A 23,191-nucleotide genomic window follows, 5' to 3' on the forward strand; every position below is an offset into this window, starting at 1 on the left:
CCGCAGGCGCCCGCAGCAGAACGCACTCCGCCCCCGAGGGGACCGATGACCACCCCCGCCGTCTGCGGCCGGCTCCGCGCCCACCCGGCAGCCGCCGACGCGGCCGTCGCCGCGACCGTCCTCGCCCTGATGATCGGCAGCGTCTTCGTCGGTCACCGGGTGGCCGCCCACCCCCTCTCCCCCCTCTTCGTCACCTGCGCCGTCCTCGCCGCCGCGGCCCTCGCCGTGCGGCGCCGGGCGCCGCGCACGGTCCTGGTGGTGACGTCCGTCCTGACGGCGGTGGGCGCCGCGGACGCCGGGGACGGGGTCCCGCGCATCCAGGTCGCGCTGTCGGCGGTCGTGGCGCTCTACACCGTCGTCTCCCGCACCGAGCGGGCCGCGGCCCTCCGCATCGCGGCGGTGACGATCACCGCGCTCACCGGCGCGGTGATGCTGCTGGGCCCGCCGCCCTGGTACGCGCAGGAGAACGTGGGGATGCTCGCCTGGGCCGGCATGGCCGCCGCCGCGGGCGACGCGGTCCGCAGCCGGCGCGCGTACATCGCCGCGATCGAGGAACGGGCGCTGCGCGCCGAGCGCTCCCGGGAGGAGGAGGCGCGCCGCCGGGTCGCGGAGGAGCGGCTGCGTATCGCCCGCGAGCTGCACGACGTCGTCGCCCACCACATCGCGCTGGTCAACGTCCAGGCGGGGGTCGCCTCGCACGTCATGGACAGCCGCCCGGACCAGGCGAAGCAGGCGCTGGCCCACGTCCGGGAGGCCAGCCGGTCCGCGCTGGACGAACTCCGGGCCACGGTCGGCCTGTTGCGGCAGTACGGCGACCCGGAGGCGCCCACCGAGCCGGCCCCCGGCATGGGCGCCTTCGACCAGCTCGTGGACGGCTTCACCCGGGCTGGAATGCGCGTGGCCGTCACCGTGACCGGTGCCCCGGCCGACGCGCCCGGGACCGGTGACGAGGACCCCGCCGCGTCCGTCGCCGGCGCGCTGCCGGCCGCCGTCGACCTCACCGCGTACCGGGTCCTCCAGGAGGCGCTGACCAACGTGCACAAGCACGCCGGGCCGGGGGCCCGCGCCGAGGTCGTCATACTGCGGGCTCCCGGGAGCCTGGTGCTCACCGTCCTGGACGACGGCCCGCAGGACGACGCCCCGGGCGACGGCGTCCCGGGCGACACCGGGCCGGTCGGCGGGCACGGACTCGTCGGGATGCGGGAGCGGGTGACCGCGCTCGGCGGCACGATCGAGACCGGACCCCGGCAGGGGACGGCCGGTTTCCGCGTCCGCGTCCGGCTGCCCGTCCCCGCCTGCGCCCGGCGCCTACGCTGACCCCCATGACGGACGAGTCCTCCATCAGCGTTCTCCTCGCCGACGACCAGGCCCTGCTGCGCAGCGCCTTCCGGGTGCTCGTCGACTCCGAACCCGGCATGCGCGTGGTCGGCGAGGCGGCGGACGGCGCCGAGGCGGTGCGCCTGGCCCGCGAGGTACGCCCCGACGTGGTGCTCATGGACATCCGGATGCCCGGCGTGGACGGCCTCGCCGCCACCCGCGAGATCTGCTCGGACCCGACGCTCGACGGAGTACGGGTGGTGATGCTCACGACCTTCGAGGTCGACGAGTACGTGGTGCAGTCCCTGCACGCCGGCGCCTCCGGCTTCCTCGGCAAGGGCGCCGAGCCCGAGGAACTGCTCGCCGCCATCCGCATCGCCGCCGCCGGCGAGGCCCTGCTCTCGCCCGCGGCGACCAAGGGCCTCATCGCCACCTTCCTCGCCCAGGGCGGCGGCTCCTACGGCGGGGGGCCGGCCCGGCGCGGGGCGGAGGCGCTGGGCGCGCTGACCGGGCGGGAGCGGGAGGTTCTGGTGCAGGTGGCGGGTGGGTTGTCGAACGACGAGATAGGGGAGCGGTTGGCTGTCAGCCCGTTGACGGTGAAGACGCATGTCAATCGGGCGATGGCGAAGTTGGGGGCGCGGGACCGGGCGCAGCTCGTCGTGATCGCGTATGAGACGGGGCTGGTGCGGCCTCGGGGGGAGTAGGCCCCAGCCCCGCCCTTTCACCGTTTCTTGCGGGGGAGGGCCCCCGGGCCCCCCGAAACCGCGCTTCGCGCGGTTGTCCTCACACGCCGGACGGGCTGAACAGTCAGCCCGTCCGGCGTGTGAGGACGAGCGGCGAAGCCGCGAAAAGCCGGAAAACCGCTGCCTACGGCAGCGCCAGCATTCGCTCCAGCGCCAGTTTCGAGAACGCCGCCACCTCCGGATCCACCTCGATCCGGTTCACGACCTTGCCCTCGGCGAGCGATTCCAGCGCCCACACCAGATGCGGCAGGTCGATCCGGTTCATGGTCGAGCAGAAGCACACCGTCCGGTCCAGGAAGACGATCTCCTTGCCGTCCGCCGCGAAACGGTTCGCCAGCCGTCGGACCAGGTTGAGTTCCGTTCCGATGGCCCACTTGGACCCGGCCGGGGCGGCCTCCAGGGTCTTGATGATGTACTCGGTCGAGCCGACGTAGTCGGCGGCGGCCACGACCTCGTGCTTGCACTCGGGGTGCACGAGCACGTTGACGCCGGGTATGCGCTCGCGCACCTCGCGGACGGAGTCGAGCGAGAAGCGGCCGTGGACGGAGCAGTGGCCCCGCCAGAGGATCATCTTCGCGCCGCGCAGCTCCTCGGCGGTGAGGCCGCCGTTCGGCTTGTGCGGGTTGTAGAGGACGCAGTCGTCGAGGGACAGGCCGAGGTCGCGGACGGCGGTGTTGCGGCCCAGGTGCTGGTCCGGGAGGAAGAGAACCTTCTCGCCCTGCTCGAACGCCCAGGTGAGCGCCCGCTCCGCGTTGGAGGAGGTGCAGATGGTGCCGCCGTGCTTGCCGGTGAACGCCTTGATGTCGGCGGAGGAGTTCATGTACGAGACGGGGACGGTGGTCTCGGCCACACCCGCCTCGGTGAGCACGTCCCAGCACTCGGCGACCTGCTCGGCGGTGGCCATGTCGGCCATCGAGCAGCCGGCGGCCAGGTCCGGCAGGACGACCTGCTGGGCGTCGGTGGTGAGGATGTCGGCCGACTCGGCCATGAAGTGCACGCCGCAGAAGACGATGTACTCCGCGTCCGGACGGGCCGCCGCGTCCCGGGCGAGCTTGAAGGAGTCGCCGGTGACGTCCGCGAACTCGATCACCTCGTCGCGCTGGTAGTGGTGGCCGAGGACGAACACCCGGTCACCCAGCTTCGCCTTCGCGGCGCGCGCCCGCTCCACCAGGTCCGGGTCGGAGGGCGCGGGCAGGTCGCCGGGGCACTCCACGCCGCGCTCGCTGCGCGGGTCGGACTCGCGGCCGAGCAGCAGCAGGGCGAGGGGCGACGGGGCGGGGTCCTGGAAATCCAGGGACTGGGCGGTGGTCACGACACGCACCCTTTCTGTTCTGCGGACGACCGGACTGAGCTGCACCGGCCTTGTCGTCAATTTGACGCTATCTATCATAACTGCTTCGTGTCACTTTGACGATGCCCATTGCGTCGATGTGACGCATTCCCGGGCGCGCAGCGGATGTGCGAGCATGAAAGCCAGGAACACACGGCCGGACCCGGAATGAATCCCGGGCTCCGTCGGTTCAGCCGAGGGCAAGCAGTCCGCACGAAACCCGGGAGTGAAGCAGATGTCCGTTCAGGACGAGAAGACCACTGTGAGCGACGGCATCCTCCTGTCCGACGCCGCGGCAGCGAAGGTCAAGAGCCTGCTGGAGCAGGAAGGCCGGGACGACCTCGCGCTGCGCGTCGCCGTCCAGCCCGGCGGCTGCTCCGGCCTGCGCTACCAGCTCTTCTTCGACGAGCGCTCGCTCGACGGCGATGTCGTGAAGGACTTCGACGGCGTCAAGGTCGTCACCGACCGGATGAGCGCCCCGTACCTGGGCGGCGCCTCCATCGACTTCGTCGACACCATCGAGAAGCAGGGCTTCACGATCGACAACCCCAACGCCACGGGCTCCTGCGCCTGCGGCGACTCCTTCAGCTGACGGTCACCGGCCCCGCGCACGGGCCACTGGCACCGCGTACGGAAGGCGGGCGCCCCCTCGCGAGGGGGCGCCCGCCTTCCGCGTGTCCGGGCGGCGTCAGCCCCGCGGCACCGGCTCGCCCGTCACCACGTCCACCACCTTCCGCCCGTCCAGCGGCCGGTCCAGCGCCACCTTCCGGTCGAACCGCCGGGCCATCAGCACACACGGCCGCCCCGGCTCCCGCTCGACGCCCGTGATCTTCACCGTCACCGCCGCCGACGACTGGGCCGGCGCCGACGCCGCGTAGTCGCTGCACACCCCGCCCCAGAAGTGCAGGGTGAGCCGCGTCCCGTCGGCGCTGTACGACGTCACCTGGGCGGGGACCGTCCGCCCCGGCCCGCCGCCCGGAGCCGGCCGCGTCCCCCCGCGCGGACGTCAGGTACTTCGGGTCCACCGCCGGCTCGACGACCGTCACCGTCGCCTTCCCGCCGCCCGGCACCGCCGCCTCGAACAGCCACGACGGCACCAGCGCCGGACGGCCCCCCCACCGACCGCGCGGCGAGCGCGAACGTGGCCCCGCGTATCGGCACCGACGCGCGCGGCAGCGTGCCGCCCGAGCACGGGGGCGAGGCCGACCCCGGGGCGCCGCCCGCCCCCTCGTCCGCCGGCACCGGCGTCGCACAGCCCCCGATCCGCACTCCGCCGCCCTTCCCGGCCCGCCGGTTGAGCCCGTCGAGCGCCCGCGCGGCGCTGACCAGCGGGTACTCCGCGCCCTTCACCGGCGCCACCACCGCTCCCGCGCCGTCCGTCACCCGGCCGTCGGCGCCGACCCGCAGGACGGTCTGCCGGCCGTACGTGGGCAGTCCGCCCAGCACGGGGTCGGCCGCGACCGTCCGTACGGCACCGAACACCCGGCTCGCGTCCACCTTCGCGTCGCCCAGGCCCAGGGCCGCGAGCACCGGCCGGGCCGCCGCCCGCGCGCGCTCCTCCGACACCGGGCGCGCCGCCGCCGGGTCGGAACCGCCGGGCCGGTCCCGGAAGGACGGGCAGGCGGGGGCGTCGTCCGGTCCGTCCTTCTCCGGCCCCGCGCCCGGCGGGTGGACGCACGGCTTCCCGCCCGCGATCCCGTGCAGCGCGTACGTCCAGTCGCCCGGCGCGTCCGCCCCCACCCGCAGCGTCGGCCCGGTCCTCGGCCCGACGGTCCAGACGCCGTCCGCCTTCCGCGGCTCGCCCTGGACGTCCAGCGTCCGGGCCAGCGCCGCCACCTCGGCGGCCGTCGGCGCCCGGCCCGCCGTGTACACGGGGGCCTTGGCCGGGCCGTCGGGCAGCTTCCCCTCGGCCCGGTAGCGGGTGCCGCCGCCGTTGGGGTCCGGTTCGCCCACCGCGATGCCCGGCGGCGGCCCGGACGAACCGCCGGCGCCGGCGCTCCCGTCGTCGTCCAGCGCCAGCGGCGGCGGGGGCACCGCCCGCTCCTCCGCGGCCGGCCCGGACGAACCGCCGCCCGCCGTCGCGGCCCAGTACGCGCCGCCGCCCCCGGCCAGCAGCACGGCCGCCGCGACCGACGCGACCACCGGCGGCGAGTACTTCCGCCGCCGCTTGCCGGAGGTGTCGCCCTCGGTGCCCACCGCATCGCTCCTTCGCTCCGCTTCCACCGGTGATCCGGTCCCCGCCCCGGCCGGGGTGAGGCGCCGGTGAGACGGGGCAGGGGAGTGGGCGGTTCCACGGCGGGGGCCCGGCGGCCCGGGGGCTCAGTCCCCGTACTCGGACATACCGCGCAACAGCCGCACCGTCCGCTCCGGCACCGACACCCCGTGCGACGGCCGCGCCGCGGGCGCCTCGCCGACGGGCCCGTCGGCCGCCGGAACCCGCCAGTGCGGCAGCATTCCGGCGCAGTCCCTGCGCAGCGCGGCGAGGGTGTCACCGTCGGCGGCGGGCGAGCCGACCGGAGTGACGTGGTTCACAGGAGTCGCCATACAGGCACCGTACCGACCGTCACGGCCACGGAGAAAGGCCGGTCATCAGGTAAATTCAGCCGCTCGTGGCGAGATCGGGGCTGGTGTCCCGAGCGGGAGCCGATAGCGTGGTACGGCCTTTCACTGATCGGCCCGCTTTCTCCCGTAGCGCCATCGCCCTTCACCGCCTCGCCCCGCAAGGAGCAGATTCGCCGTGCGTATCGCTGTCACCGGCTCCATCGCCACCGACCACCTGATGACGTTCCCCGGCCGATTCGCCGACCAGCTCGTGGCGGACCAGCTGCACACGGTCTCCCTGTCCTTCCTCGTCGACGAGCTCGACGTACGCCGCGGCGGCGTCGCCCCCAACATCTGCTTCGGCATGGGCGTCCTGGGCCTGCGCCCCATCCTCGTCGGCGCGGCGGGCGAGGACTTCGCCGACTACCGCGCCTGGCTGGACCGGCACGGCGTCGACACGGAGTCGGTGCACATCTCCGAGGTTCTGCACACCGCCCGTTTCGTCTGCACCACGGACACCGACCACAACCAGATCGCGTCCTTCTACACCGGCGCCATGAGCGAGGCCCGCCTCATCGAGCTCCAGCCGGTCGCCGACCGCGTCGGCGGCCTCGACCTGGTGCTGATCGGCGCCGACGACCCCGAGGCGATGCTCCGCCACACGGAGGAGTGCCGCACCCGCGGCATCCCCTTCGCCGCCGACCCCTCCCAGCAGCTCGCCCGCATGGAAGGCGACGACATCCGGCAGCTCGTCGAGGGCGCCACGTACCTCTTCACCAACGAGTACGAGAAGGCGCTCATCGAGTCCAAGACCGGCTGGACCGGCGACGAGATCCTCGCCAAGGTCGGCACCCGCGTCACCACGCTCGGCTCCCGCGGGGTACGCATCGAGCGGACCGGCGAGCCGGCGATCGAGGTCGGCTGCGCCGAGGAGCAGGCGAAGGTCGACCCGACGGGCGTCGGTGACGCCTTCCGCGCGGGCTTCCTCGCGGGTCTGACCTGGGAGCTGTCCCTGGAGCGGTCCGCTCAGCTCGGGTGCATGCTGGCCACTCTCGTGATCGAGACGCTGGGCACTCAGGAGTACGAGCTGCGGCGCGGGCACTTCATGGAGCGGTTCGCGAAGGCGTACGGGCATGAGGCGGCGGCGGAGGTCCAGGCTCACCTGGCCGGCTGACCCCTGCGGGGGGGCTGTGCCCCGGTCCCGCCCTTTCGCCGTTTCCTGGGGCTGCGCCCCAGACCCCCTTGTCCTCAAACGCCGGACGGGCTGAATATCAGCCCGTTGGGGGTGCCCCCTCTGGGGGAGTTTGAGGACAACCGCGCGGAGCGCGGTTTCGGGGGTGCGGGGGCGGAGCCCCCGCAAGAAATGGTGAAAGGGCGGGACCGGGGCACACCCCCCTACGAAACCCGCCGCACCGTATACCCCACCCCACCCTCCACCGCCCGTTCCCCCACATACTCCTGCCCCCGCATATCGCACCACGCAGGAACATCCAGCCGCGCAGCCTCGTCATCGGACAGCACGGTGACCAGCCCCCCGACCGGCACCCGGTCGAACACCTTCGCCAGCTCGATCACCGGAACCGGACACCGCTTCCCGAGCGCGTCCACGACGACCTCAGGCGCACCCCCGGCCGGGGCCGGCGCCTCCGCAGGCGCCCCGAGGTGCCGGCGCACCCCCTCCACCACCCCCGGCAGGACCTCCAGGAACCGCTCCACGTCCGCCTCAAGAGCCCCCCGCGGCAGCGAAACCCGCACGTTGCCTTCCGACAGCACCCCCATCGCCCGCAGCACATGGCTCGGTTCCAGCGTGCTGGAGGTGCAGGAGGAGCCGGAGGAGACGGAGAAGCCCTCGCGGTCGAGGGCGTGGAGGAGGGCCTCGCCGTCGACGTAGAGGCAGGAGAAGGTGACGATGTGCGGCAGGCGCCGGGCGGGGTGGCCGACGACCTCGACGTCGGGGACGAGGGCGGGGACGCGGGCGCGGACGCGGTCGACGAGGGCGCGCAGCCGGGCCGCCTCCGCGTCGGCCTCCGCCCGTACCGCCCGCAGCGAGGCCGCCGCGGCGACGATCGCGGGGAGCGCGGGGAAGCCGGGCGCGCGCCCCGCCTCCCGTTCGTCCACCGGGCCGGGCGGGGAGAAGCGCGTGCCCTTGCGGACGGCCAGCAGGCCGACGCCCGCCGGGCCGCCCCACTTGTGCGCGCTCGCGGTCAGCAGCGACCAGCCCTCCGGGGCCGGGCCCCAGCCGAGCGACTGGGCCGCGTCGACCAGCAGCGGCACCCCCGCCGCCCGGCAGAGCGAAGCCACCTCGGCCACCGGCTGCTCCGTGCCGGTCTCGTGGTTGGCCGACTGGAGGGCGGCCAGCGCGGTGTCGGGGCGCAGGGCCGCCGCGTACGCGGCGGGGTCGACGAGGCCCGTCCGGTCCACACCCACCCGGGTGACGCTTCCGCCGTCCGCCTCCAGGGCGTCGGCCGCGTGGAGGACGGCGGAGTGTTCGACGGAGGACACCACCAGGTGGCGTCCGGTCCGGCGGCGGCCGCCGAGCGCGCCGGCGATGCCGTCGTGCAGCGCGCGGGTACCCGAAGGGGTGAAGGAGAGTTCGTCGGGGCGGCAGCCGACCGCCTCGGCCGCGGTCTCCCGGGCCGCGTCGAGCAGCAACCGGGCCCGCCGGCCCTCGCGGTGGAGCCGGGCGGGGTCGGCCCAGCCCTCGTCGAGGGCGGCGAGCAGCGCCTGGCGGGCGACGGGGTGCGGGGGAGCGGCGGAGGCGGCGTCGAAGTAGGGCACGTCATCGAACCTAGCGCGCGCCCCGCCCCCCGCGCGGGCCTGGGCTGACGCCCTCCCAGATCCCGCCCGGAGCCGGTGGTTCCATCCCTTCGGTGAGTTGTGACCCGGCCCCCCGGCGCGTTGGGCACCCTCCCCGCGCGACCCCAAATAGCGTCCAGTAGGGTTTGGTCCGCATAAACATCCAAACCCTGCCCGCAGCGGGCCGGCGACCGACCGAGACGGCCGCAGCCGGCCGCGCGGGCGAGACTCTCGGGAAGGCGCTACGTGAGTCCCAACGGCTCCGACCGCTCGTCGCGGCGCCCGGTGCGGCGGAAGCTGCTGCAGGCGCTGGCCGCGGGCGCTGTTCTGGCGACCGCCACCGGTTGCACATCGAAGGACTTTCCCCGCCTCGGAATGCCCACTCCCGTCACGGAGGAGGCGCCGCGGATCCTCTCCCTGTGGCAGGGCTCGTGGGCCGCGGCCCTCGCGGTCGGTGTCCTGGTGTGGGGCCTGATCCTCTGGAGCGTCATCTTCCACCGGCGCAGCCGGAGCAAGATCGAGGTTCCTACCCAGACCCGGTACAACATGCCTCTCGAGGCGCTGTACACCGTGGTCCCGATCATCATCGTCTCGGTGCTCTTCTACTTCACGGCCCGTGACGAGAACAAGCTCATCGCCAACCCGGACAAGCCGAAGCACGTCGTGAACGTGATCGGCTTCCAGTGGAACTGGGCCTTCAACTACATGGAGACCGCCCAGGGCCAGAAGCCGGGCAAGGCGCTGCGTGGCATCAAGGAGCTCGACGCCATCCCCGACCGGTTCCTGAAGAAGGCTCCGGCGGACGCGGCGGGCGTCTACGACACGGGCATCCCGGGCACCCGGAACCCGCAGAACGGCATGCCCGGCCCCACGCTGTGGCTGCCCAAGGGGGAGTCGGTCGAGTTCGTCCTGACCTCCCGCGACGTCAACCACTCCTTCTGGGTGCTGCCGTTCCTGATGAAGCAGGACGTCATCCCGGGCCACACCAACAGCTTCACGGTGACCCCCAACCGGGAGGGCACCTTCCGGGGCAAGTGCGCCGAGCTCTGTGGGCAGGACCACTCGCGGATGCTCTTCAACGTCAAGGTCGTCTCTCCTGAGCGGTACCAGAAGCACCTCAAGGAGCTGGCCGAGAAGGGGCAGACCGGCTACCTGCCGGCGGGCATCGCGCAGACGGATCACGCGAAGAACGCGGAGACCAAGAACAAGTGAGCATCCTCAACGAACCCCAGGGTGCCGCCGCATCAGCCCCGGCAGCACCGCCTGTTCGCGCCAAGGCGCCAGGCAACCAGGTGATCAAGTGGCTGACCACCACCGACCACAAGACGATCGGGACCCTGTACCTGGTCACGTCGTTCGTGTTCTTCTGCATCGGCGGCGTCATGGCGCTGCTGATGCGCGCCGAACTCGCTCGCCCCGGCACGCAGATCATGTCGAACGAGCAGTTCAACCAGGCGTTCACGATGCACGGCACGATCATGCTGCTGATGTTCGCGACGCCGCTGTTCGCCGGCTTCGCGAACTGGATCATGCCGCTGCAGATCGGCGCGCCCGACGTGGCGTTCCCGCGGCTGAACATGTTCGCCTACTGGCTGTACCTGTTCGGCTCGCTGATCGCCGTGGCCGGCTTCCTCACCCCGCAGGGTGCGGCCGACTTCGGCTGGTTCGCCTACGCGCCGCTGACCGACGCCGCCCACTCCCCGGGCGTCGGCGGTGACCTGTGGATCATGGGTCTGGCCTTCTCCGGCTTCGGTACGATCCTCGGTTCGGTCAACTTCATCACCACGATCATCTGCATGCGCGCGCCCGGCATGACGATGTTCCGGATGCCGATCTTCACCTGGAACGTCCTGCTGACCGGTGTCCTGGTCCTGCTGGCCTTCCCGGTGCTGGCCGCCGCGCTCTTCGCGCTGGAGGCGGACCGCAAGTTCGGGGCCCACATCTTCGACGCGGCCAACGGCGGCGCCCTGCTGTGGCAGCACCTCTTCTGGTTCTTCGGCCACCCCGAGGTCTACATCATCGCCCTGCCGTTCTTCGGCATCATCTCCGAGGTCATCCCGGTCTTCTCCCGCAAGCCGATGTTCGGTTACTGGGGTCTGATCGCGGCCACCATCTCCATCGCCGGCCTCTCGGTGACGGTGTGGGCGCACCACATGTACGTGACCGGTGGCGTGCTGCTGCCGTTCTTCTCCTTCATGACCTTCCTGATCGCGGTCCCGACCGGTGTGAAGTTCTTCAACTGGATCGGCACCATGTGGAAGGGCTCGCTGTCCTTCGAGACACCGATGCTCTGGGCCGTCGGCTTCCTGATCACCTTCACCTTCGGTGGTCTGACCGGCGTCATCCTGGCCTCGCCGCCGATGGACTTCCACGTCTCCGACTCGTACTTCGTCGTCGCGCACTTCCACTACGTCATCTTCGGCACCGTGGTGTTCGCGATGTTCGCCGGATTCCACTTCTGGTGGCCGAAGTTCACCGGCAAGATGCTGGACGAGCGGCTCGGCAAGATCACCTTCTGGACGCTGTTCGTGGGCTTCCACGGCACGTTCCTCGTCCAGCACTGGCTGGGCGCGGAGGGCATGCCCCGCCGGTACGCCGACTACCTGGCGGCCGACGGCTGGACCACGCTGAACACCATCTCCACCATCAGCTCGTTCCTGCTCGGCCTGTCGATCCTGCCGTTCTTCTACAACGTCTGGAAGACCGCCAAGTACGGCAAGAAGGTCGAGGTCGACGACCCCTGGGGCTACGGCCGCTCCCTGGAGTGGGCGACCTCCTGCCCGCCGCCGCGGCACAACTTCCTCACGCTGCCGCGCATCCGCTCCGAATCCCCGGCGTTCGACCTGCACCACCCGGAGATCGCGGCGCTGGAGCTGGAGGAGAACCTCGCTGACAAGGCCCTCGCGGGTGGCAAGGAGGCCGGCAAGTGAAGATCCAAGGCCGGATGTTCATCTGGCTCTCCGTCTTCATCCTGGCCATGGCCGTCGTCTACGGCGTGTGGTCGAAGGAGCCGGCGGGCACGACCGCGCTGTTCCTCGCCTTCGGCCTGTGCATCATGGTCGGCTACTACCTGGCGTTCACCGCACGCCGGGTGGACGCCGGGGCGCAGGACAACAAGAACGCGGACATCGCGGACGACGCCGGTGAGCTGGGCTTCTTCGCCCCGCACAGCTGGCAGCCGCTGTCCCTGGCGGTCGGTGGCGCCCTCGCCTTCGCGTCCATCGCGATCGGCTGGTGGCTGATGTACTTCTCCGCCCCCCTGATCGCGGTCGGCCTCTTCGGCTGGGTGTTCGAGTTCTACCGCGGCGAGAACCAGAACCAGTAGGTTCCCCGTCGCACGGGCCGGGCCCCGCACACCACTCGGTGTGCGGGGCCCGGCCTTTGGCGTCTCAGCCCACCCGTTTGCCCCTCCCCGGGGGCCGAAGGAGGCGATTCTTCCTACGGTGTGACCATGAGCCACTCTCCTCGACGCCGCACGGTGCTCGGCGGCGCGCTGCTGCTGGTCCCCCTGGCGCTGGGGGGCACCGGGTGCAGCTCGTCCAACCCGCTGGCCGACGCGCCCTACGACGCCGCCGGCCAGGTCGTGCTCAAGGACGCCGAGGACGGCCGCAAGGTCGACCCGAGCGTGCCCCTCGAAGTGACGGCCACCGGCGACGACCGCATCACCGACGTCATCGCCACCGACGCCGCCGGCCGCTACGTGGGCGGCGAACTCGCCCCCGACGGCTCCTCCTGGCACAGCACCGGCTCCCTCGCGGCCGGCGCGCACTACACCGTCCGGGTGAGCACCGAGGACGAGGACGGGGCTCAGGGCCGCCGTACGATCGGTTTCGACACCGGCCCGGCCACCCGGCTGCTGACCGTCGCGTTCGGCCCCAAGACCGGCACCTACGGCGTCGGACAGCCCATCACCGCGGAGCTCAGCACCCCCGTCCAGACGCCCGCCGCGCGGGCCGTCGTCGAACGCACCCTGCGGGTGGAGTCGCGCCCGGCCGTGCAGGGCTCCTGGTACTGGGTGAACAACCGGGTGCTGCACTACCGCCCCAAGGAGTACTGGCCCGCCCACGCGTCCATCGACGTCCACGCCACCCTCGACGGCATCAAGGTCGGCGGCGGCATGTACGGCGGCCCGTCCAAGCCGCTGCACCTCGACACGGGCGACCGGGTGGAGGCCGTCACGGACGCCGCCGGGCACTACATGAGCGTCCTCAAGAACGGCCAGGAGATCCGCTCCATCCCGGTCACCACCGGCAAACCCGGCTACGACACGCGCAACGGGGTCAAGGTGATCCTCGGCCAGGAATCATTCGTACGGATGCGCGGGGACACCATCGGCATCGCTGAGGGCAGCGCGGACTCCTACGACCTGCCCGTCTACTGGGCCACGCGGGTGACGTGGAGCGGCGAATACGTGCACGCCGCACCCTGGTCCGTCGGCTCGCAGGGCGCGGACAACGTCAGCCACGGCTGCACCGGCATGTCCACCGAGAACGCCAAATGGTTCTTCGACACCGTCCGGGTGGGTGACATCGTCAAGGTCGTCGGCAGCGCGGGCGCCACCATGACCCCCTTCGACAACGGCTTCGGCGACTGGAACCTGTCGTGGGAGGACTGGCGCAAGGGCAGCGCCCTGGCGGCCGGGACGCGCGAGGGGGCCACCCCGGCCGACGCGGCCCGGCTGCGGCCCCGCGTCTGACTCAGGCGTCCGCGGTGGCCTGCGCCCCCGCCCGCTCGCGCAGCAGACCGGCCAGCGCGGTGGCGAACGCCACCGGGTCCACCGGGTGCGTCACCGCCGCGTCCGCCCGGCTCCAGGTGGCCAGCCAGGCGTCCTGCGGGCGGCCCATCAGCAGCAGCACCGGCGGGCACCGGAACACCTCGTCCTTGAGCTGCCGGCAGACGCCCATGCCGCCCGCGGGGGCCGTCTCGCCGTCCAGGACGCAGACGTCGACGCGGTGTTCCGCCAGCGTCCGCAGCAGCGCCGGAAGGGTGGCGCACTCCAGGTAGTCCACCGGCGGCAGGTCCGCCGCCGGTCGCCGGCCGCCGGCCAGCCGCACCTGTTCGCGGGTGCGCGCGTCGTCGCTGTAGACCAGCACCGTGGCCGTCGGCTGCATCGTTACCTCCACGCTCATGACAGGGGTGTCTCGGGCACAGCTGTGGAACGAGGGGACCGCTGGCGCGGATGCTACTCCGCAGGAGGGGCCGGGGAGGAGGGCGCGATCACCGCGAGTACCGCCCGGCCGTCCCGCACGGGCGCCGACGGCCCGTCACCACCCGGTGCGCCACCGCCCCAGGAGCCCCGCGGAAGGACTCCTTCCCCCCTTCGGGGGACGACTCGGTGCTTGTCGGGTGACTGTCGGATTCGGCCGTACGAGCAGGGCACACGTCCTTGACACACCGAACGGCACCCCCCGGAGTGAGCGCGAGATAAGCGACCGACATAATGTCGGTCGTGGCGACAGCAACAGCAGTAGATACCGGGCACGCGCACCCCTCGGTCAACCGACCGAACCTCACCAGCGTCGGAACCATCATCTGGCTGAGTTCCGAGCTGATGTTCTTCGCGGCCCTCTTCGCGATGTACTTCACCCTGCGTTCGGTGACCGGCACCGACCACTGGTCGGACATGGCGTCGCATCTGAACGTCCCGTTCTCGGCGGGGAACACCACGATCCTGGTGCTCTCCTCGCTCACGTGTCAGCTCGGCGTGTTCGCGGCCGAGCGCGGTGACGTGAAGAAGCTGCGCACCTGGTTCGTGATCACGTTCGTGATGGGTGCCATCTTCATCGGTGGCCAGATCTTCGAGTACACCGACCTGGTCAAGGAGGCGGGCCTCTCGCTGTCTTCCGACGCGTACGGCTCGGCCTTCTACCTGACGACCGGCTTCCACGGCCTGCACGTGACGGGCGGACTCATCGCCTTCCTGCTGGTCCTGGGCAGGACGTACGCGGCCAAGAGGTTCACCCACCACCAGGCGACGGCGGCCATCGTCGTCTCCTACTACTGGCACTTCGTCGACGTGGTGTGGATCGGCCTCTTCGCCACGATCTACTTGATCAAGTAATCGGTCCCGTCCCGCACCGGACCAACAGTCCAGCATCGACGCAGAAGATCCTGACACCGGGGTAATCCGTGAAAAAGCTCTCCGCACGACGACGCCATCCGCTGGCGGCGGTCGTCGTCCTACTCTTCGCGCTGGCGGTAACCGGGGGGCTGTACGCCGCTTTCGCGCCGGCCGAGTCGGCCAAGGCCGATGACACCGCCCAGTCCCTGGCCATCGAGGAGGGCAAGAAGCTCTACTCCGTCGGCTGTGCCAGCTGCCACGGCACCGGCGCTCAGGGCACCTCCGACGGGCCGAGCCTGGTCGGCGTGGGTTCCGCGGCCGTGGACTTCCAGGTCCGCACCGGTCGTATGCCGATGCAGCAGCAGGGCGCCCAGGCGCCCCGCAAGAAGCCGGTGTACACGCAGGCGCAGACCGACCAGCTCGCCGCGTACATCGCCTCGCTCGGCGCGGGTCCGGCGGTTCCCTCGAAGGACCAGTACAGCCCCGACGGCGGCGACATCGCCAAGGGCGGCGAACTGTTCCGTACGAACTGCGCCCAGTGCCACAACTTCACGGGCAAGGGCGGCGCGCTGTCGAACGGCAAGTTCGCGCCCAGCCTGGAGGACGTCGACCCCAAGCACATCTACGAGGCCATGCAGACCGGCCCGCAGAACATGCCGTCCTTCCCCGACACCACGATGTCCCAGAAGAACAAGAAGGACATCATCGCGTACCTCGACGAGGTCAACACCAGCAAGTCGGAGAGCCCGGGCGGCCTCAACCTGGGCGGGCTCGGCCCGGTCAGTGAGGGTCTGTTCGGGTGGATCTTCGGCCTCGGCGCGCTGATCGCCCTCGCCATCTGGGTCGCCGCCCGGACCGCAAAGGCCAAGAAGTCATGAGTAGCCAAGACATTCCAGAAGAGACCCTGCCGAGCAAGCAGGGCGACACGCGCGAGGGCGCGGTGACGGTCAAGGGCGACCCCTTCGCCGACCCGGGCCTGCCGCCGCACGAGCACCGCATCCAGGACATCGACGAGCGGGCCGCCAAGCGCTCCGAGCGCGCCGTGGCGTTCATGTTCACGCTGTCCATGCTGGCCACGGTCGGCTTCATCGCCGCCTACCTGGCCATCCCGATCGACAAGAACATCTATGTGTTCCCGCTCGGTCACATCAGCGCCATGAACTTCACGCTGGGGCTCACCCTCGGCGTCGCCCTGTTCTGCATCGGCGCGGGCGCGGTCCACTGGGCCCGCACCCTGATGTCCGACGAGGAGCTCATCGACGAGCGCCACCCGGTCGAGGCGTCCCCCGAGGTCAAGGCCAAGGTCATGGCCGACTTCGCCGAGGGTGCCAAAGAGTCGGCGATGGGCCGCCGCCCGCTGATCCGCAACACGATGTTCGGCGCCCTGGCGCTGATGCCGCTCTCCGCCCTCTTCCTCTTCGGCGGCCTGGGCCCCAAGCCGGGCACCAAGCTCCGCAAGTCCAAGTGGGCGGCCGGCAAGCTGCTGGTCAACCAGAACACGATGCAGCCGCTGCGTCCCGAGGACGTCCAGGTCGGCTCCCTCACCTTCGCCATGCCGCAGGGCATGTCGGAGGAGGACCACGACTTCCAGGTCCAGATCGCCAAGGCGGCCCTGATGATCGTCCGGCTCCGTCCGGAGGACATCAAGGACAAGAAGGAACTGGACTGGTCGGTCGACGGCATCGTCGCGTTCTCCAAGATCTGCACGCACGTGGGCTGCCCGATCAGCCTCTACGAGCAGCAGACCCACCACGTGCTCTGCCCGTGCCACCAGTCCACCTTCGACCTCTCCGACGGCGGTCGCGTGGTCTTCGGTCCGGCCGGGCACGCCCTTCCGCAGCTGCGGATCAAGGTCAATGACAAGGGCTACCTCGAGGCGATGGGCGACTTCGCCGAGCCCGTCGGTCCTGCCTTCTGGGAGCGCGGATGAGTACTGCAGAGACGAACGCGGCCGGCAAGCCCGGCCGCAAGGCACCCGCGGGTGAGCGGGTCGCCGACTGGGCCGACGGCCGGCTGGGGATCTACAGCCTGGCCAAGGCCAACATGCGGAAGATCTTCCCGGACCACTGGTCCTTCATGCTGGGCGAGGTCTGCCTCTACAGCTTCCTGATCATCATCCTCACGGGTGTGTATCTGACGCTGTTCTTCCACCCGAGCATGAACGAGGTCGTCTACCACGGTTCCTACGTCCCGCTCCAGGGACAGCGGATGTCCGAGGCGTTCTCCTCGACGCTGCACATCAGCTTCGACGTCCGCGGTGGTCTGCTCATCCGGCAGATCCACCACTGGGCCGCGCTGATCTTCCTCGCCGGCATGTTCGTGCACATGATGCGCGTCTTCTTCACGGGCGCGTTCCGCAAGCCGCGTGAGATCAACTGGCTGTTCGGGTTCCTGCTGTTCTTCCTCGGCATGTTCACCGGCTTCACCGGTTACTCGCTGCCGGACGACCTGCTCTCCGGCACCGGCGTCCGCTTCGTGGACGGCGCGATCCTGTCCGTCCCGGTCATCGGCACCTACCTGTCGATGTTCGTGTTCGGCGGGGAGTTCCCCGGCGGGGACTTCGTGGCGCGGTTCTACTCGGTCCACATCCTGCTGCTGCCGGGCATCATGCTCGGTCTCGTGGTGGCCCACCTGATCCTGGTCTTCTACCACAAGCACACCCAGTTCCCGGGTCCGGGCCGCACCGAGAAGAACGTCGTCGGCATGCCGCTGCTGCCGGTCTACATGGCCAAGGCGGGAGGCTTCTTCTTCCTCGTCTTCGGTGCCATCGCGGCCGTCGCGGCGATCGCCACGATCAACCCCATCTGGGAGATCGGCCCCTACCGGCCGGACCAGGTGTCCACCGGTGCCCAGCCCGACTGGTACATGGGCTTCGCCGAGGGTCTGATCCGCGTCATGCCGGGCTGGGAGATCAACATCTGGGGCCACACCCTGGTCCTGGGCGTGTTCATCCCGCTGGTCATCTTCCCGCTGGTGCTCTTCGCCATCGCCCTCTGGCCCTTCCTGGAGTCCTGGGCGACCGGCGACAAGCGGGAGCACCACCTGCTGGACCGTCCGCGCAACGCTCCGACGCGCACCGCCTTCGGTGTCGCCTGGATCGCCGCGTACTTCGTGATGCTGATCGGCGGTGGAAACGACCTCTGGGCCACGCACTTCCACCTGTCGCTCAACGCGATCACCTGGTTCGTCCGCATCGGGTTCTTCGTGGTCCCCGTGCTGTCGTTCATCGCCACCCGCCGGATCTGCATGGGTCTGCAGCGGCGCGACCGGGAGAAGGTCCTGCACGGCCGCGAGTCCGGCATCATCAAGCGCCTGCCGCACGGTGAGTTCGTGGAGGTCCACGAGCCGCTCACGCAGGAGCAGCTGCACACGCTCACCGCGCACGAGCAGCCGAAGCCGCTGGAGCTGGAGCCCGAGGTCGACAAGAACGGCGTCGCGCGCAAGGCGTCCATGGGCCAGAAGATGAAGGTCCGGCTCTCCAAGAGCATGTACGGGGAGGACAAGTTCGTCCCCAAGGCCACGGCGGAGGAGTTCCAGGAGATCACGAGCGGCCACGGCCACCACTGATCCCCTGATCTCCCTCTCCGGATACTGATCACAGCTGATCGCCACGGCAGGAGCCCCGTCCAGCGCATGGACGGGGCTCTTCGCCGTCCCGGGAGCTGGTTAGGCTGGGCACGTGCCCTGCGAGGACAGGGCCCCGTACCGACCACCAGGAGCGTGGACCATGAACGTTGCGACCCCGACAGGCGGCGACGGCACGGTGTCCCGGTCCTGGCCCGGCGTCCTGGAGGCGCTGCTCGGCGGACGCGACCTGGGCGCGGACGACACCGCCTGGGCCATGGACCGCATCATGCGCGGGGCCGCCACCGACGCCCAGATCGCCGGCTTCGCCGTGGCCCTGCGCGCCAAGGGCGAGACGGTCGCCGAGATCTCCGGCCTGGTACGGGCCATGTACGCGCACGCCAACCTCATCGAGGTGCCCGGCCCCAGCGTGGACATCGTCGGCACGGGCGGCGACGGCGCGAAGACGGTGAACATCTCGACGATGTCGTCGATCGTCGTCGCGGGGACGGGCGTGAAGGTCGTCAAACACGGCAACCGGGCCGCTTCGTCGGCGAGCGGCGCCTCCGACGTCCTGGAGAAGCTGGGCGTCAACCTGGACCTCTCCCCGGAGCGGGTGGTGGAGGTCGCCCACGAGGCCGGCATCACCTTCTGCTTCGCCGTGAAGTTCCACCCCGCGCTGCGGCATGTGGCGGCCGCCCGCCGCGAGCTGGGCGTCCGGACGACGTTCAACGTCCTCGGCCCGCTCACCAACCCGGCCCGCGTCCGCGCCCAGGCCACCGGCGTCGCCGACGCCCGGATGGCGCCCATCCTGGCCGGGGTCCTCGCGGAACGGGGCTCGTCCGCCCTGGTGTTCCGGGGCGACGACGGGCTGGACGAGCTGACGACCACGGCCACGTCGCGGGTGTGGGTCGTACGGGACGGTGCGGTGCGGGAGGAGCACTTCGACCCGCGGGACGTGGGGATCGACCTGGTGCCGGTCGAGGCGCTGCGGGGCGCGGACGCGTCGTACAACGCGGATGTGGCGCGGCGGGTGCTGGCGGGGGAGAGCGGGCCGGTGCGGGATGCGGTGTTGTTGAACTCGGCGGCTGCGCTGGTGGCTCTGGAGCCGTCCGACGAGCCGCTTGCGGTGCGGATCGCCGGGGGGATCGCGCGGGCGGCGGAGTCGATCGACTCGGGGGCGGCGCGGGCCGCTTTGGAGCGGTGGGTGCGGGTGAGCAACGGGGGGTGAACGGGGGTGGGGGTGCCCCGGTCCCTCCCCCAGAGGGGGCACCCCCATTCTCCGTTTCTTGCGGGGGCTGCGCCCCCGCACCCCCGAAACCGCACTATCCAGCCCGTCCGGCGTTTGAGGACGAGCGGCGGAGCCGCGAAAGCGGGGTCTGGGGCGCAGCCCCAGGAAGTGGTGAATGGGGGTGCCCCCTCTGGGGGAGGGACCGGGGCACCACCCCCCGGACGTGAACCGTCCGTATCGCGGAACCCGCTTTCGCCGCCCTGATCCGCTATGCCATACTCGCCGCCAGGTCACGAGTGACAGCGACACAGGCCCCGGCCCGCTGTCCGGCAACCCTCCGTCCGTGGCGGGGTGCCCCGGGTGATGACCGGGCCGCAGGCAGCGAGGTCTGCGGCAAGCGCGGATCCCTCGCCAGGGATCCTGGTCGTCGAGGGAGTTCCTTCCGTGATCCAGCGAATGCGCTAGGGCCGAGAGCCCCTTCTCCGCGCCCGCACGTTTCCCTTCTCCTGCGCCGCCGCCGTGCCGCCGCGCAGTGATCCGGCCTGCCTTCCACGGGAGTTCGTCATGTCCTCCGCCGTTTCAGCCCTCGCCCCCACGACCGTTGTCGCCGGCTCCGCGCCGTCCCTGCCGCTGCCCGTCCTCGGGCGGGACGTCCGCGTTCCCGTCGCCGGCGGTGGCGAAGTGGCCTACGCCGCCCTCGACTACGCGGCGAGCGCGCCCGCCCTGCAGCGGGTGTGGGACGACGTCGCCGCCTACGCGCCGTATTACGGCAGCGTGCACCGGGGGGCCGGGTACCTCTCGCGGCTCTCCACCGAGCTGTTCGAGAACAGCCGCGCGACCGTCGCCGCGTTCCTCGGCTGCAGGGCGGACGACCAGGTGGTGTTCACCCGCTCGACCACCGACTCGCTCAACCTCCTGGCCGCGGCCCTGCCCGCCGGCACCCGGGTGTTCGTCTTCGAGACCGAGCACCACGCCGCCCTGCTGCCCTGGGCCCGCCGCGCCGGGACCGGCGAGACGCCCGTCACCTGGCTGGACGCGCCGCGCAGCCCCGCGGAGGCCGTCGAGACGCTGGAACGGGCGCTGGCGGCCCGGGAGCCGTACGGCCCCGCGCTGGTGTGTGTGACGGGTGCGTCCAACGTGACCGGGGAGCTGTGGCCCGTCCGCGAACTCGCCGCCGCCGCGCACGCGCACGGCGCCCGTGTCGTCCTCGACGCGGCACAGCTCGCGCCGCACCGCGCGGTGGACATCGGTGAACTCGACGTCGACTGGGTCGCCTTCTCCGGCCACAAGCTGTACGCGCCGTTCGGCGCGGGGGTGTTGGCGGGGCGCGCGGACTGGCTGCGGGCGGCCGAGCCGTACCTCGCGGGCGGCGGCGCCACCCGCAGCGTCACCCGGGACGCGTCCGGCGCGCCCGCGGTCGAGTGGTTCGACACCGTCGCGCGGCACGAGGCCGGCTCCCCGAACGTCATCGGCGCGCATGCCGTCGCCTCCGCGTGCCGGGCGTTGACCGAGGCCGGGTTCGAGCGGCTCGCCGCCCGGGAGGAGGCGCTGCTCGCGCGGCTGCGGGCCGGGCTCGCGGCGGTGCCGGGGGTGCGGGTGCTGTCCCTGTTCGGGGATGACGCGCCGCGGGTGGGGGTGGTGTCGTTCGTCGTCGACGGGTGGGAGAGTTCCGCGTTCGCCGCGGCTCTTTCGGCGGAGTACGGGATCGGGGTGCGGGACGGTCTTTTCTGCGCGCATCCGCTGGTGCGGGCGCTGCTTCCTGCGGGGGGCTCGGCTGTGCGGGTGAGCTTTGGCGTCGGGACGCCTGATGAGCATGTTGAGCGGTTTGTGGGGGCGGTGGGGGAGTTGGTGCGGCGGTAGTCCCTCCGGGGGTGTGCCCCGGTCCCTCCCCCAGAGGGGGCACCCCCATTCGCCGCTTCCTGGGGCTGCGCCCCAGAGCGGCTCCGCCGCTCGTCCTCAAACTCCCCCAGAGGGGGGACCCCCAACGGGCTGAATAGGGCGCTTGAGGACAACCGCGCGAAGCGCGGTATCAGGGGGTCCGGGGGCTTGCCCCGGGAATCGGCGAAGTGGGGGTCCCCCCTCCGGGGGAGGGACCGGGGCACCGCCCGCCGCATGCGCCCTGCGGAGCGCCTAGGCCTTCCGTCGGGGCGTGGCACCCGGACTCTGGCCATGACGTGGGCTGTGCGACGCCCTGGAGGCGAGTGCGGAGGGGCGTTTCACCCCGTCGCCGGGTGTCGGACGGGAGTTCCGCGAGGCCCTGGGCGTCCTGCTGGAACGGGCCCCACAGGCGGGCGCCGTACGGCGGGACGTGGTGCTGGACGGCGTCCTCGCCCTGCTCCTCGGATGTTCGATGGAGCGGCGGCGCGGCCCCGGCATGCCGCCCGACAGGATGGCGGCGCTGGCCTGCGACAGCCTCCGTCCGGGGCGGGGTGTGACGAAACCGCCCCCGAGGCCCCGGGGGCCGGCGTGACGAAACCTGGTGTGTGGTCTGTGGCGGTTCGCTGTCCGCCGCCCGTACGGGGGCCGCCCCGGTTCCGCCGCCTGTCGGCAGAAGGCGCATCGCGAGCGGCGGCTGGGCGTGCTCCGGGGGCCGTCCGCGCAGCCGTAGTGGTCCCGCCGTCCAAGGCCGTTCCCCTCACGTGATTTGTGGTGCAAGCTGTTCCATAAATCGGTCGGTGAACGGAGGCGTCGAGCCATGGCGAGAAGTACCACCAAGGCAACTACCAAGGAGACCGTCAAGGGGAACGGCCGCGCGGGGCGTGGTCCCGATCCACGGGCGGAGCGCAGCAGGGCCGCGGCGCTGGCGGCCGCAGGTGATCTGCTGATCGAGGGCGGGTGGGCCGAGGTGACGCACGTGGCCGTGGCGGCGCGCAGCGGCGTAGGGCGGACCACGCTGTACCGGCACTGGCCGGAGGCGGCGATGCTCATCCAGGAGCTGCTCGCCGATATTTTCTCGGTGGATCACAGCGAACGCACGGGTGATCTGCGCAGCGACCTCCGCAGCGAAGTGGGGGTAATCGCCGCGATGTTGTGCAACCCGAAGCAGGAGCGGGCGCTACGGGTCATCATCGATCAGGCGCCCCTCGATCCCCGGTATGCGGCGGTTCTGGAGTCCTGCACCCGCAAGGGAATGTCGGCGCTCCGCGAGATTCTGGCGGAGGGCAGCGCACGGGGCGAGCTTCCCGGGTCGCTCGATATCGACGTGGCCGTGGACCGGCTCATCGGTCCGCTTGTCTTCCGGCGGCTGGCGGAGGGGGGTGACTTCGCCGGAGGCTATGTCGCCGAGCTGGTCGACGACTTCCTGAGGGCGCAGGCGGCCAAGAAGTGACGGGGTTGGCCGAACTTCCCATTCCGCGATCTTGATTGGCTCTCCAGCGGGACACCTGTGGCGCACCTGCGGGGCACCAATGGCCCGGCGGAACCTCAGGCATCATCTGTGGAACATCTTGTGCCATGGAGTGGGCCGTCGATGATTCGTCGGGGTATGGGGGCGAGGGGCACGGGTGGTTGACGCGGCGTTCCCGGATGACGCGGTACCCGGACAACACAGCCCACTCGGGTGGCACAAGCCAACGAGGGGAGTTTCCGCGTGAGCCAGCTGATGGATT

At 71.4% G+C, this 23,191-nt stretch carries 22 protein-coding genes and 1 riboswitch; of the genes, 16 read left to right on the forward strand and 6 right to left on the reverse strand.

Features of this window, described 5'->3' with window-relative positions:
• Positions 1 to 45: 45 nt before the first annotated feature.
• The gene (locus K7I03_RS24115) at positions 46 to 1,317 is read left to right on the forward strand and encodes a sensor histidine kinase (protein ID WP_185945290.1); all 1,272 of its coding nucleotides are present in this window, start codon (positions 46 to 48) and stop codon (positions 1,315 to 1,317) included.
• Positions 1,318 to 1,322: 5 nt separating this feature from the next.
• Positions 1,323 to 2,021: a response regulator gene (locus tag K7I03_RS24120; RefSeq protein WP_185945289.1), complete on the forward strand. Its 699-nt coding sequence runs from the start codon at positions 1,323 to 1,325 to the stop codon at positions 2,019 to 2,021.
• A 163-nt stretch (positions 2,022 to 2,184) separates the two neighbouring features.
• Here the strand turns inward: K7I03_RS24120 and nadA are convergent, their stop codons facing one another.
• Positions 2,185 to 3,372, reverse strand: a complete 1,188-nt coding sequence (nadA, locus tag K7I03_RS24125) for a quinolinate synthase NadA (RefSeq protein WP_185945288.1) — start codon at positions 3,370 to 3,372, stop codon at positions 2,185 to 2,187.
• 253 nt (positions 3,373 to 3,625) lie between these two features.
• Between nadA and erpA the strand changes: the two genes are divergently transcribed.
• Positions 3,626 to 3,982 (forward strand): iron-sulfur cluster insertion protein ErpA, encoded by a 357-nt coding sequence (erpA, locus tag K7I03_RS24130; RefSeq protein WP_004946545.1) that lies wholly within the window; start codon positions 3,626 to 3,628, stop codon positions 3,980 to 3,982.
• Positions 3,983 to 4,078: 96 nt separating this feature from the next.
• On the opposite strand, the gene K7I03_RS24135 is transcribed toward erpA, so the two are convergent.
• From K7I03_RS24135 to K7I03_RS24145, 3 genes are all read right to left on the reverse strand, one after another.
• A complete protein-coding gene (locus tag K7I03_RS24135) occupies positions 4,079 to 4,333 on the reverse strand; it encodes a hypothetical protein (RefSeq protein ID WP_224347194.1) in 255 nt (84 codons plus the stop codon).
• Complete coding sequence (locus K7I03_RS24140) at positions 4,330 to 5,586, reverse strand: hypothetical protein (protein WP_224347195.1); 1,257 nt, start codon at positions 5,584 to 5,586, stop codon at positions 4,330 to 4,332. The genes K7I03_RS24135 and K7I03_RS24140 overlap by 4 nt, the downstream gene beginning before the upstream one ends.
• 123 nt (positions 5,587 to 5,709) lie before the next feature.
• Positions 5,710 to 5,934, reverse strand: coding sequence for a hypothetical protein (locus tag K7I03_RS24145; RefSeq protein WP_185945286.1), 225 nt, complete (start codon positions 5,932 to 5,934; stop codon positions 5,710 to 5,712).
• Between the two features lie 193 nt (positions 5,935 to 6,127).
• Between K7I03_RS24145 and K7I03_RS24150 the strand changes: the two genes are divergently transcribed.
• The gene (locus tag K7I03_RS24150; RefSeq protein WP_185945285.1) at positions 6,128 to 7,105 is read left to right on the forward strand and encodes a carbohydrate kinase family protein; all 978 of its coding nucleotides are present in this window, start codon (positions 6,128 to 6,130) and stop codon (positions 7,103 to 7,105) included.
• 221 nt (positions 7,106 to 7,326) lie between these two features.
• Here the strand turns inward: K7I03_RS24150 and K7I03_RS24155 are convergent, their stop codons facing one another.
• Positions 7,327 to 8,709, reverse strand: coding sequence for a cysteine desulfurase/sulfurtransferase TusA family protein (locus K7I03_RS24155; protein WP_185945284.1), 1,383 nt, complete (start codon positions 8,707 to 8,709; stop codon positions 7,327 to 7,329).
• 264 nt (positions 8,710 to 8,973) lie between these two features.
• On the opposite strand from K7I03_RS24155, the gene ctaC reads away from it, so the two are divergent.
• The 4 genes from ctaC (at position 8,974) to K7I03_RS24175 (ending at position 13,423) form a co-directional block, all read left to right on the forward strand.
• Positions 8,974 to 9,939 (forward strand): aa3-type cytochrome oxidase subunit II, encoded by a 966-nt coding sequence (gene ctaC / locus K7I03_RS24160; RefSeq protein WP_185945283.1) that lies wholly within the window; start codon positions 8,974 to 8,976, stop codon positions 9,937 to 9,939.
• Positions 9,936 to 11,657 carry an aa3-type cytochrome oxidase subunit I gene (gene ctaD / locus K7I03_RS24165; RefSeq protein ID WP_185945282.1) on the forward strand — a complete coding sequence of 574 codons (1,722 nt, stop codon included), beginning with the start codon at positions 9,936 to 9,938 and terminating at the stop codon, positions 11,655 to 11,657. The genes ctaC and ctaD overlap by 4 nt, the downstream gene beginning before the upstream one ends.
• On the forward strand, positions 11,654 to 12,052 hold the full coding sequence (locus tag K7I03_RS24170) for a cytochrome c oxidase subunit 4 (protein ID WP_185945281.1): 399 nt from the start codon (positions 11,654 to 11,656) through the stop codon (positions 12,050 to 12,052). Before ctaD ends, K7I03_RS24170 begins: the two co-directional genes overlap by 4 nt.
• Before the next feature lie 126 nt (positions 12,053 to 12,178).
• Entirely contained in the window at positions 12,179 to 13,423 is a 1,245-nt protein-coding gene (locus tag K7I03_RS24175; RefSeq protein ID WP_185945280.1) for a L,D-transpeptidase, read from the forward strand.
• A gap of 1 nt (position 13,424) precedes the next feature.
• Here the strand turns inward: K7I03_RS24175 and K7I03_RS24180 are convergent, their stop codons facing one another.
• Positions 13,425 to 13,838 (reverse strand): response regulator transcription factor, encoded by a 414-nt coding sequence (locus tag K7I03_RS24180; protein WP_185945300.1) that lies wholly within the window; start codon positions 13,836 to 13,838, stop codon positions 13,425 to 13,427.
• Between the two features lie 329 nt (positions 13,839 to 14,167).
• Between K7I03_RS24180 and ctaE the strand changes: the two genes are divergently transcribed.
• The 8 genes from ctaE to K7I03_RS24215 all read left to right on the forward strand — a co-directional run bounded on the left by ctaE (position 14,168) and on the right by K7I03_RS24215 (position 22,911).
• The gene (ctaE, locus tag K7I03_RS24185) at positions 14,168 to 14,788 is read left to right on the forward strand and encodes an aa3-type cytochrome oxidase subunit III (RefSeq protein ID WP_004954082.1); all 621 of its coding nucleotides are present in this window, start codon (positions 14,168 to 14,170) and stop codon (positions 14,786 to 14,788) included.
• A 68-nt stretch (positions 14,789 to 14,856) separates the two neighbouring features.
• On the forward strand, positions 14,857 to 15,666 hold the full coding sequence (gene qcrC, locus K7I03_RS24190) for a cytochrome bc1 complex diheme cytochrome c subunit (protein ID WP_152264354.1): 810 nt from the start codon (positions 14,857 to 14,859) through the stop codon (positions 15,664 to 15,666).
• A complete protein-coding gene (qcrA, locus tag K7I03_RS24195) occupies positions 15,663 to 16,718 on the forward strand; it encodes a cytochrome bc1 complex Rieske iron-sulfur subunit (RefSeq protein WP_185945279.1) in 1,056 nt (351 codons plus the stop codon). The genes qcrC and qcrA overlap by 4 nt, the downstream gene beginning before the upstream one ends.
• Positions 16,715 to 18,355, forward strand: a complete 1,641-nt coding sequence (qcrB, locus tag K7I03_RS24200) for a cytochrome bc1 complex cytochrome b subunit (RefSeq protein ID WP_185945278.1) — start codon at positions 16,715 to 16,717, stop codon at positions 18,353 to 18,355. Before qcrA ends, qcrB begins: the two co-directional genes overlap by 4 nt.
• 160 nt (positions 18,356 to 18,515) lie before the next feature.
• On the forward strand, positions 18,516 to 19,583 hold the full coding sequence (trpD, locus tag K7I03_RS24205; protein WP_185945277.1) for an anthranilate phosphoribosyltransferase: 1,068 nt from the start codon (positions 18,516 to 18,518) through the stop codon (positions 19,581 to 19,583).
• A gap of 288 nt (positions 19,584 to 19,871) precedes the next feature.
• Positions 19,872 to 19,989: riboswitch (SAM riboswitch) on the forward strand.
• 158 nt (positions 19,990 to 20,147) lie between these two features.
• Complete coding sequence (locus K7I03_RS24210; protein WP_185945276.1) at positions 20,148 to 21,443, forward strand: aminotransferase class V-fold PLP-dependent enzyme; 1,296 nt, start codon at positions 20,148 to 20,150, stop codon at positions 21,441 to 21,443.
• 319 nt (positions 21,444 to 21,762) lie between these two features.
• Positions 21,763 to 22,053, forward strand: coding sequence for an SbtR family transcriptional regulator (locus K7I03_RS34395; protein ID WP_398858565.1), 291 nt, complete (start codon positions 21,763 to 21,765; stop codon positions 22,051 to 22,053).
• A gap of 225 nt (positions 22,054 to 22,278) precedes the next feature.
• On the forward strand, positions 22,279 to 22,911 hold the full coding sequence (locus tag K7I03_RS24215; RefSeq protein ID WP_185945275.1) for a TetR/AcrR family transcriptional regulator: 633 nt from the start codon (positions 22,279 to 22,281) through the stop codon (positions 22,909 to 22,911).
• Positions 22,912 to 23,191: the final 280 nt, after the last annotated feature.

The sequence above is a fragment of the Streptomyces mobaraensis genome, from assembly GCF_020099395.1.
Taxonomy (GTDB): domain Bacteria; phylum Actinomycetota; class Actinomycetes; order Streptomycetales; family Streptomycetaceae; genus Streptomyces.

Bases quoted from the DNA above. Each gene is read 5' to 3' on its own strand.
- K7I03_RS24115 (WP_185945290.1), top strand. From the start codon at position 46: ATGACCACCCCCGCCGTCTGCGGCCGGCTCCGCGCCCACCCGGCAGCC.
- K7I03_RS24120 (WP_185945289.1), top strand. From the start codon at position 1,323: ATGACGGACGAGTCCTCCATCAGCGTTCTCCTCGCCGACGACCAGGCC.
- erpA (WP_004946545.1), top strand. From the start codon at position 3,626: ATGTCCGTTCAGGACGAGAAGACCACTGTGAGCGACGGCATCCTCCTG.
- K7I03_RS24145 (WP_185945286.1), bottom strand. From the start codon at position 5,934: ATGGCGACTCCTGTGAACCACGTCACTCCGGTCGGCTCGCCCGCCGCC.
- K7I03_RS24175 (WP_185945280.1), top strand. From the start codon at position 12,179: ATGAGCCACTCTCCTCGACGCCGCACGGTGCTCGGCGGCGCGCTGCTG.
- K7I03_RS24180 (WP_185945300.1), bottom strand. From the start codon at position 13,838: ATGCAGCCGACGGCCACGGTGCTGGTCTACAGCGACGACGCGCGCACC.
- ctaE (WP_004954082.1), top strand. From the start codon at position 14,168: ATGTCGGTCGTGGCGACAGCAACAGCAGTAGATACCGGGCACGCGCAC.
- qcrA (WP_185945279.1), top strand. From the start codon at position 15,663: ATGAGTAGCCAAGACATTCCAGAAGAGACCCTGCCGAGCAAGCAGGGC.
- qcrB (WP_185945278.1), top strand. From the start codon at position 16,715: ATGAGTACTGCAGAGACGAACGCGGCCGGCAAGCCCGGCCGCAAGGCA.
- trpD (WP_185945277.1), top strand. From the start codon at position 18,516: ATGAACGTTGCGACCCCGACAGGCGGCGACGGCACGGTGTCCCGGTCC.
- K7I03_RS24210 (WP_185945276.1), top strand. From the start codon at position 20,148: ATGTCCTCCGCCGTTTCAGCCCTCGCCCCCACGACCGTTGTCGCCGGC.
- K7I03_RS24215 (WP_185945275.1), top strand. From the start codon at position 22,279: ATGGCGAGAAGTACCACCAAGGCAACTACCAAGGAGACCGTCAAGGGG.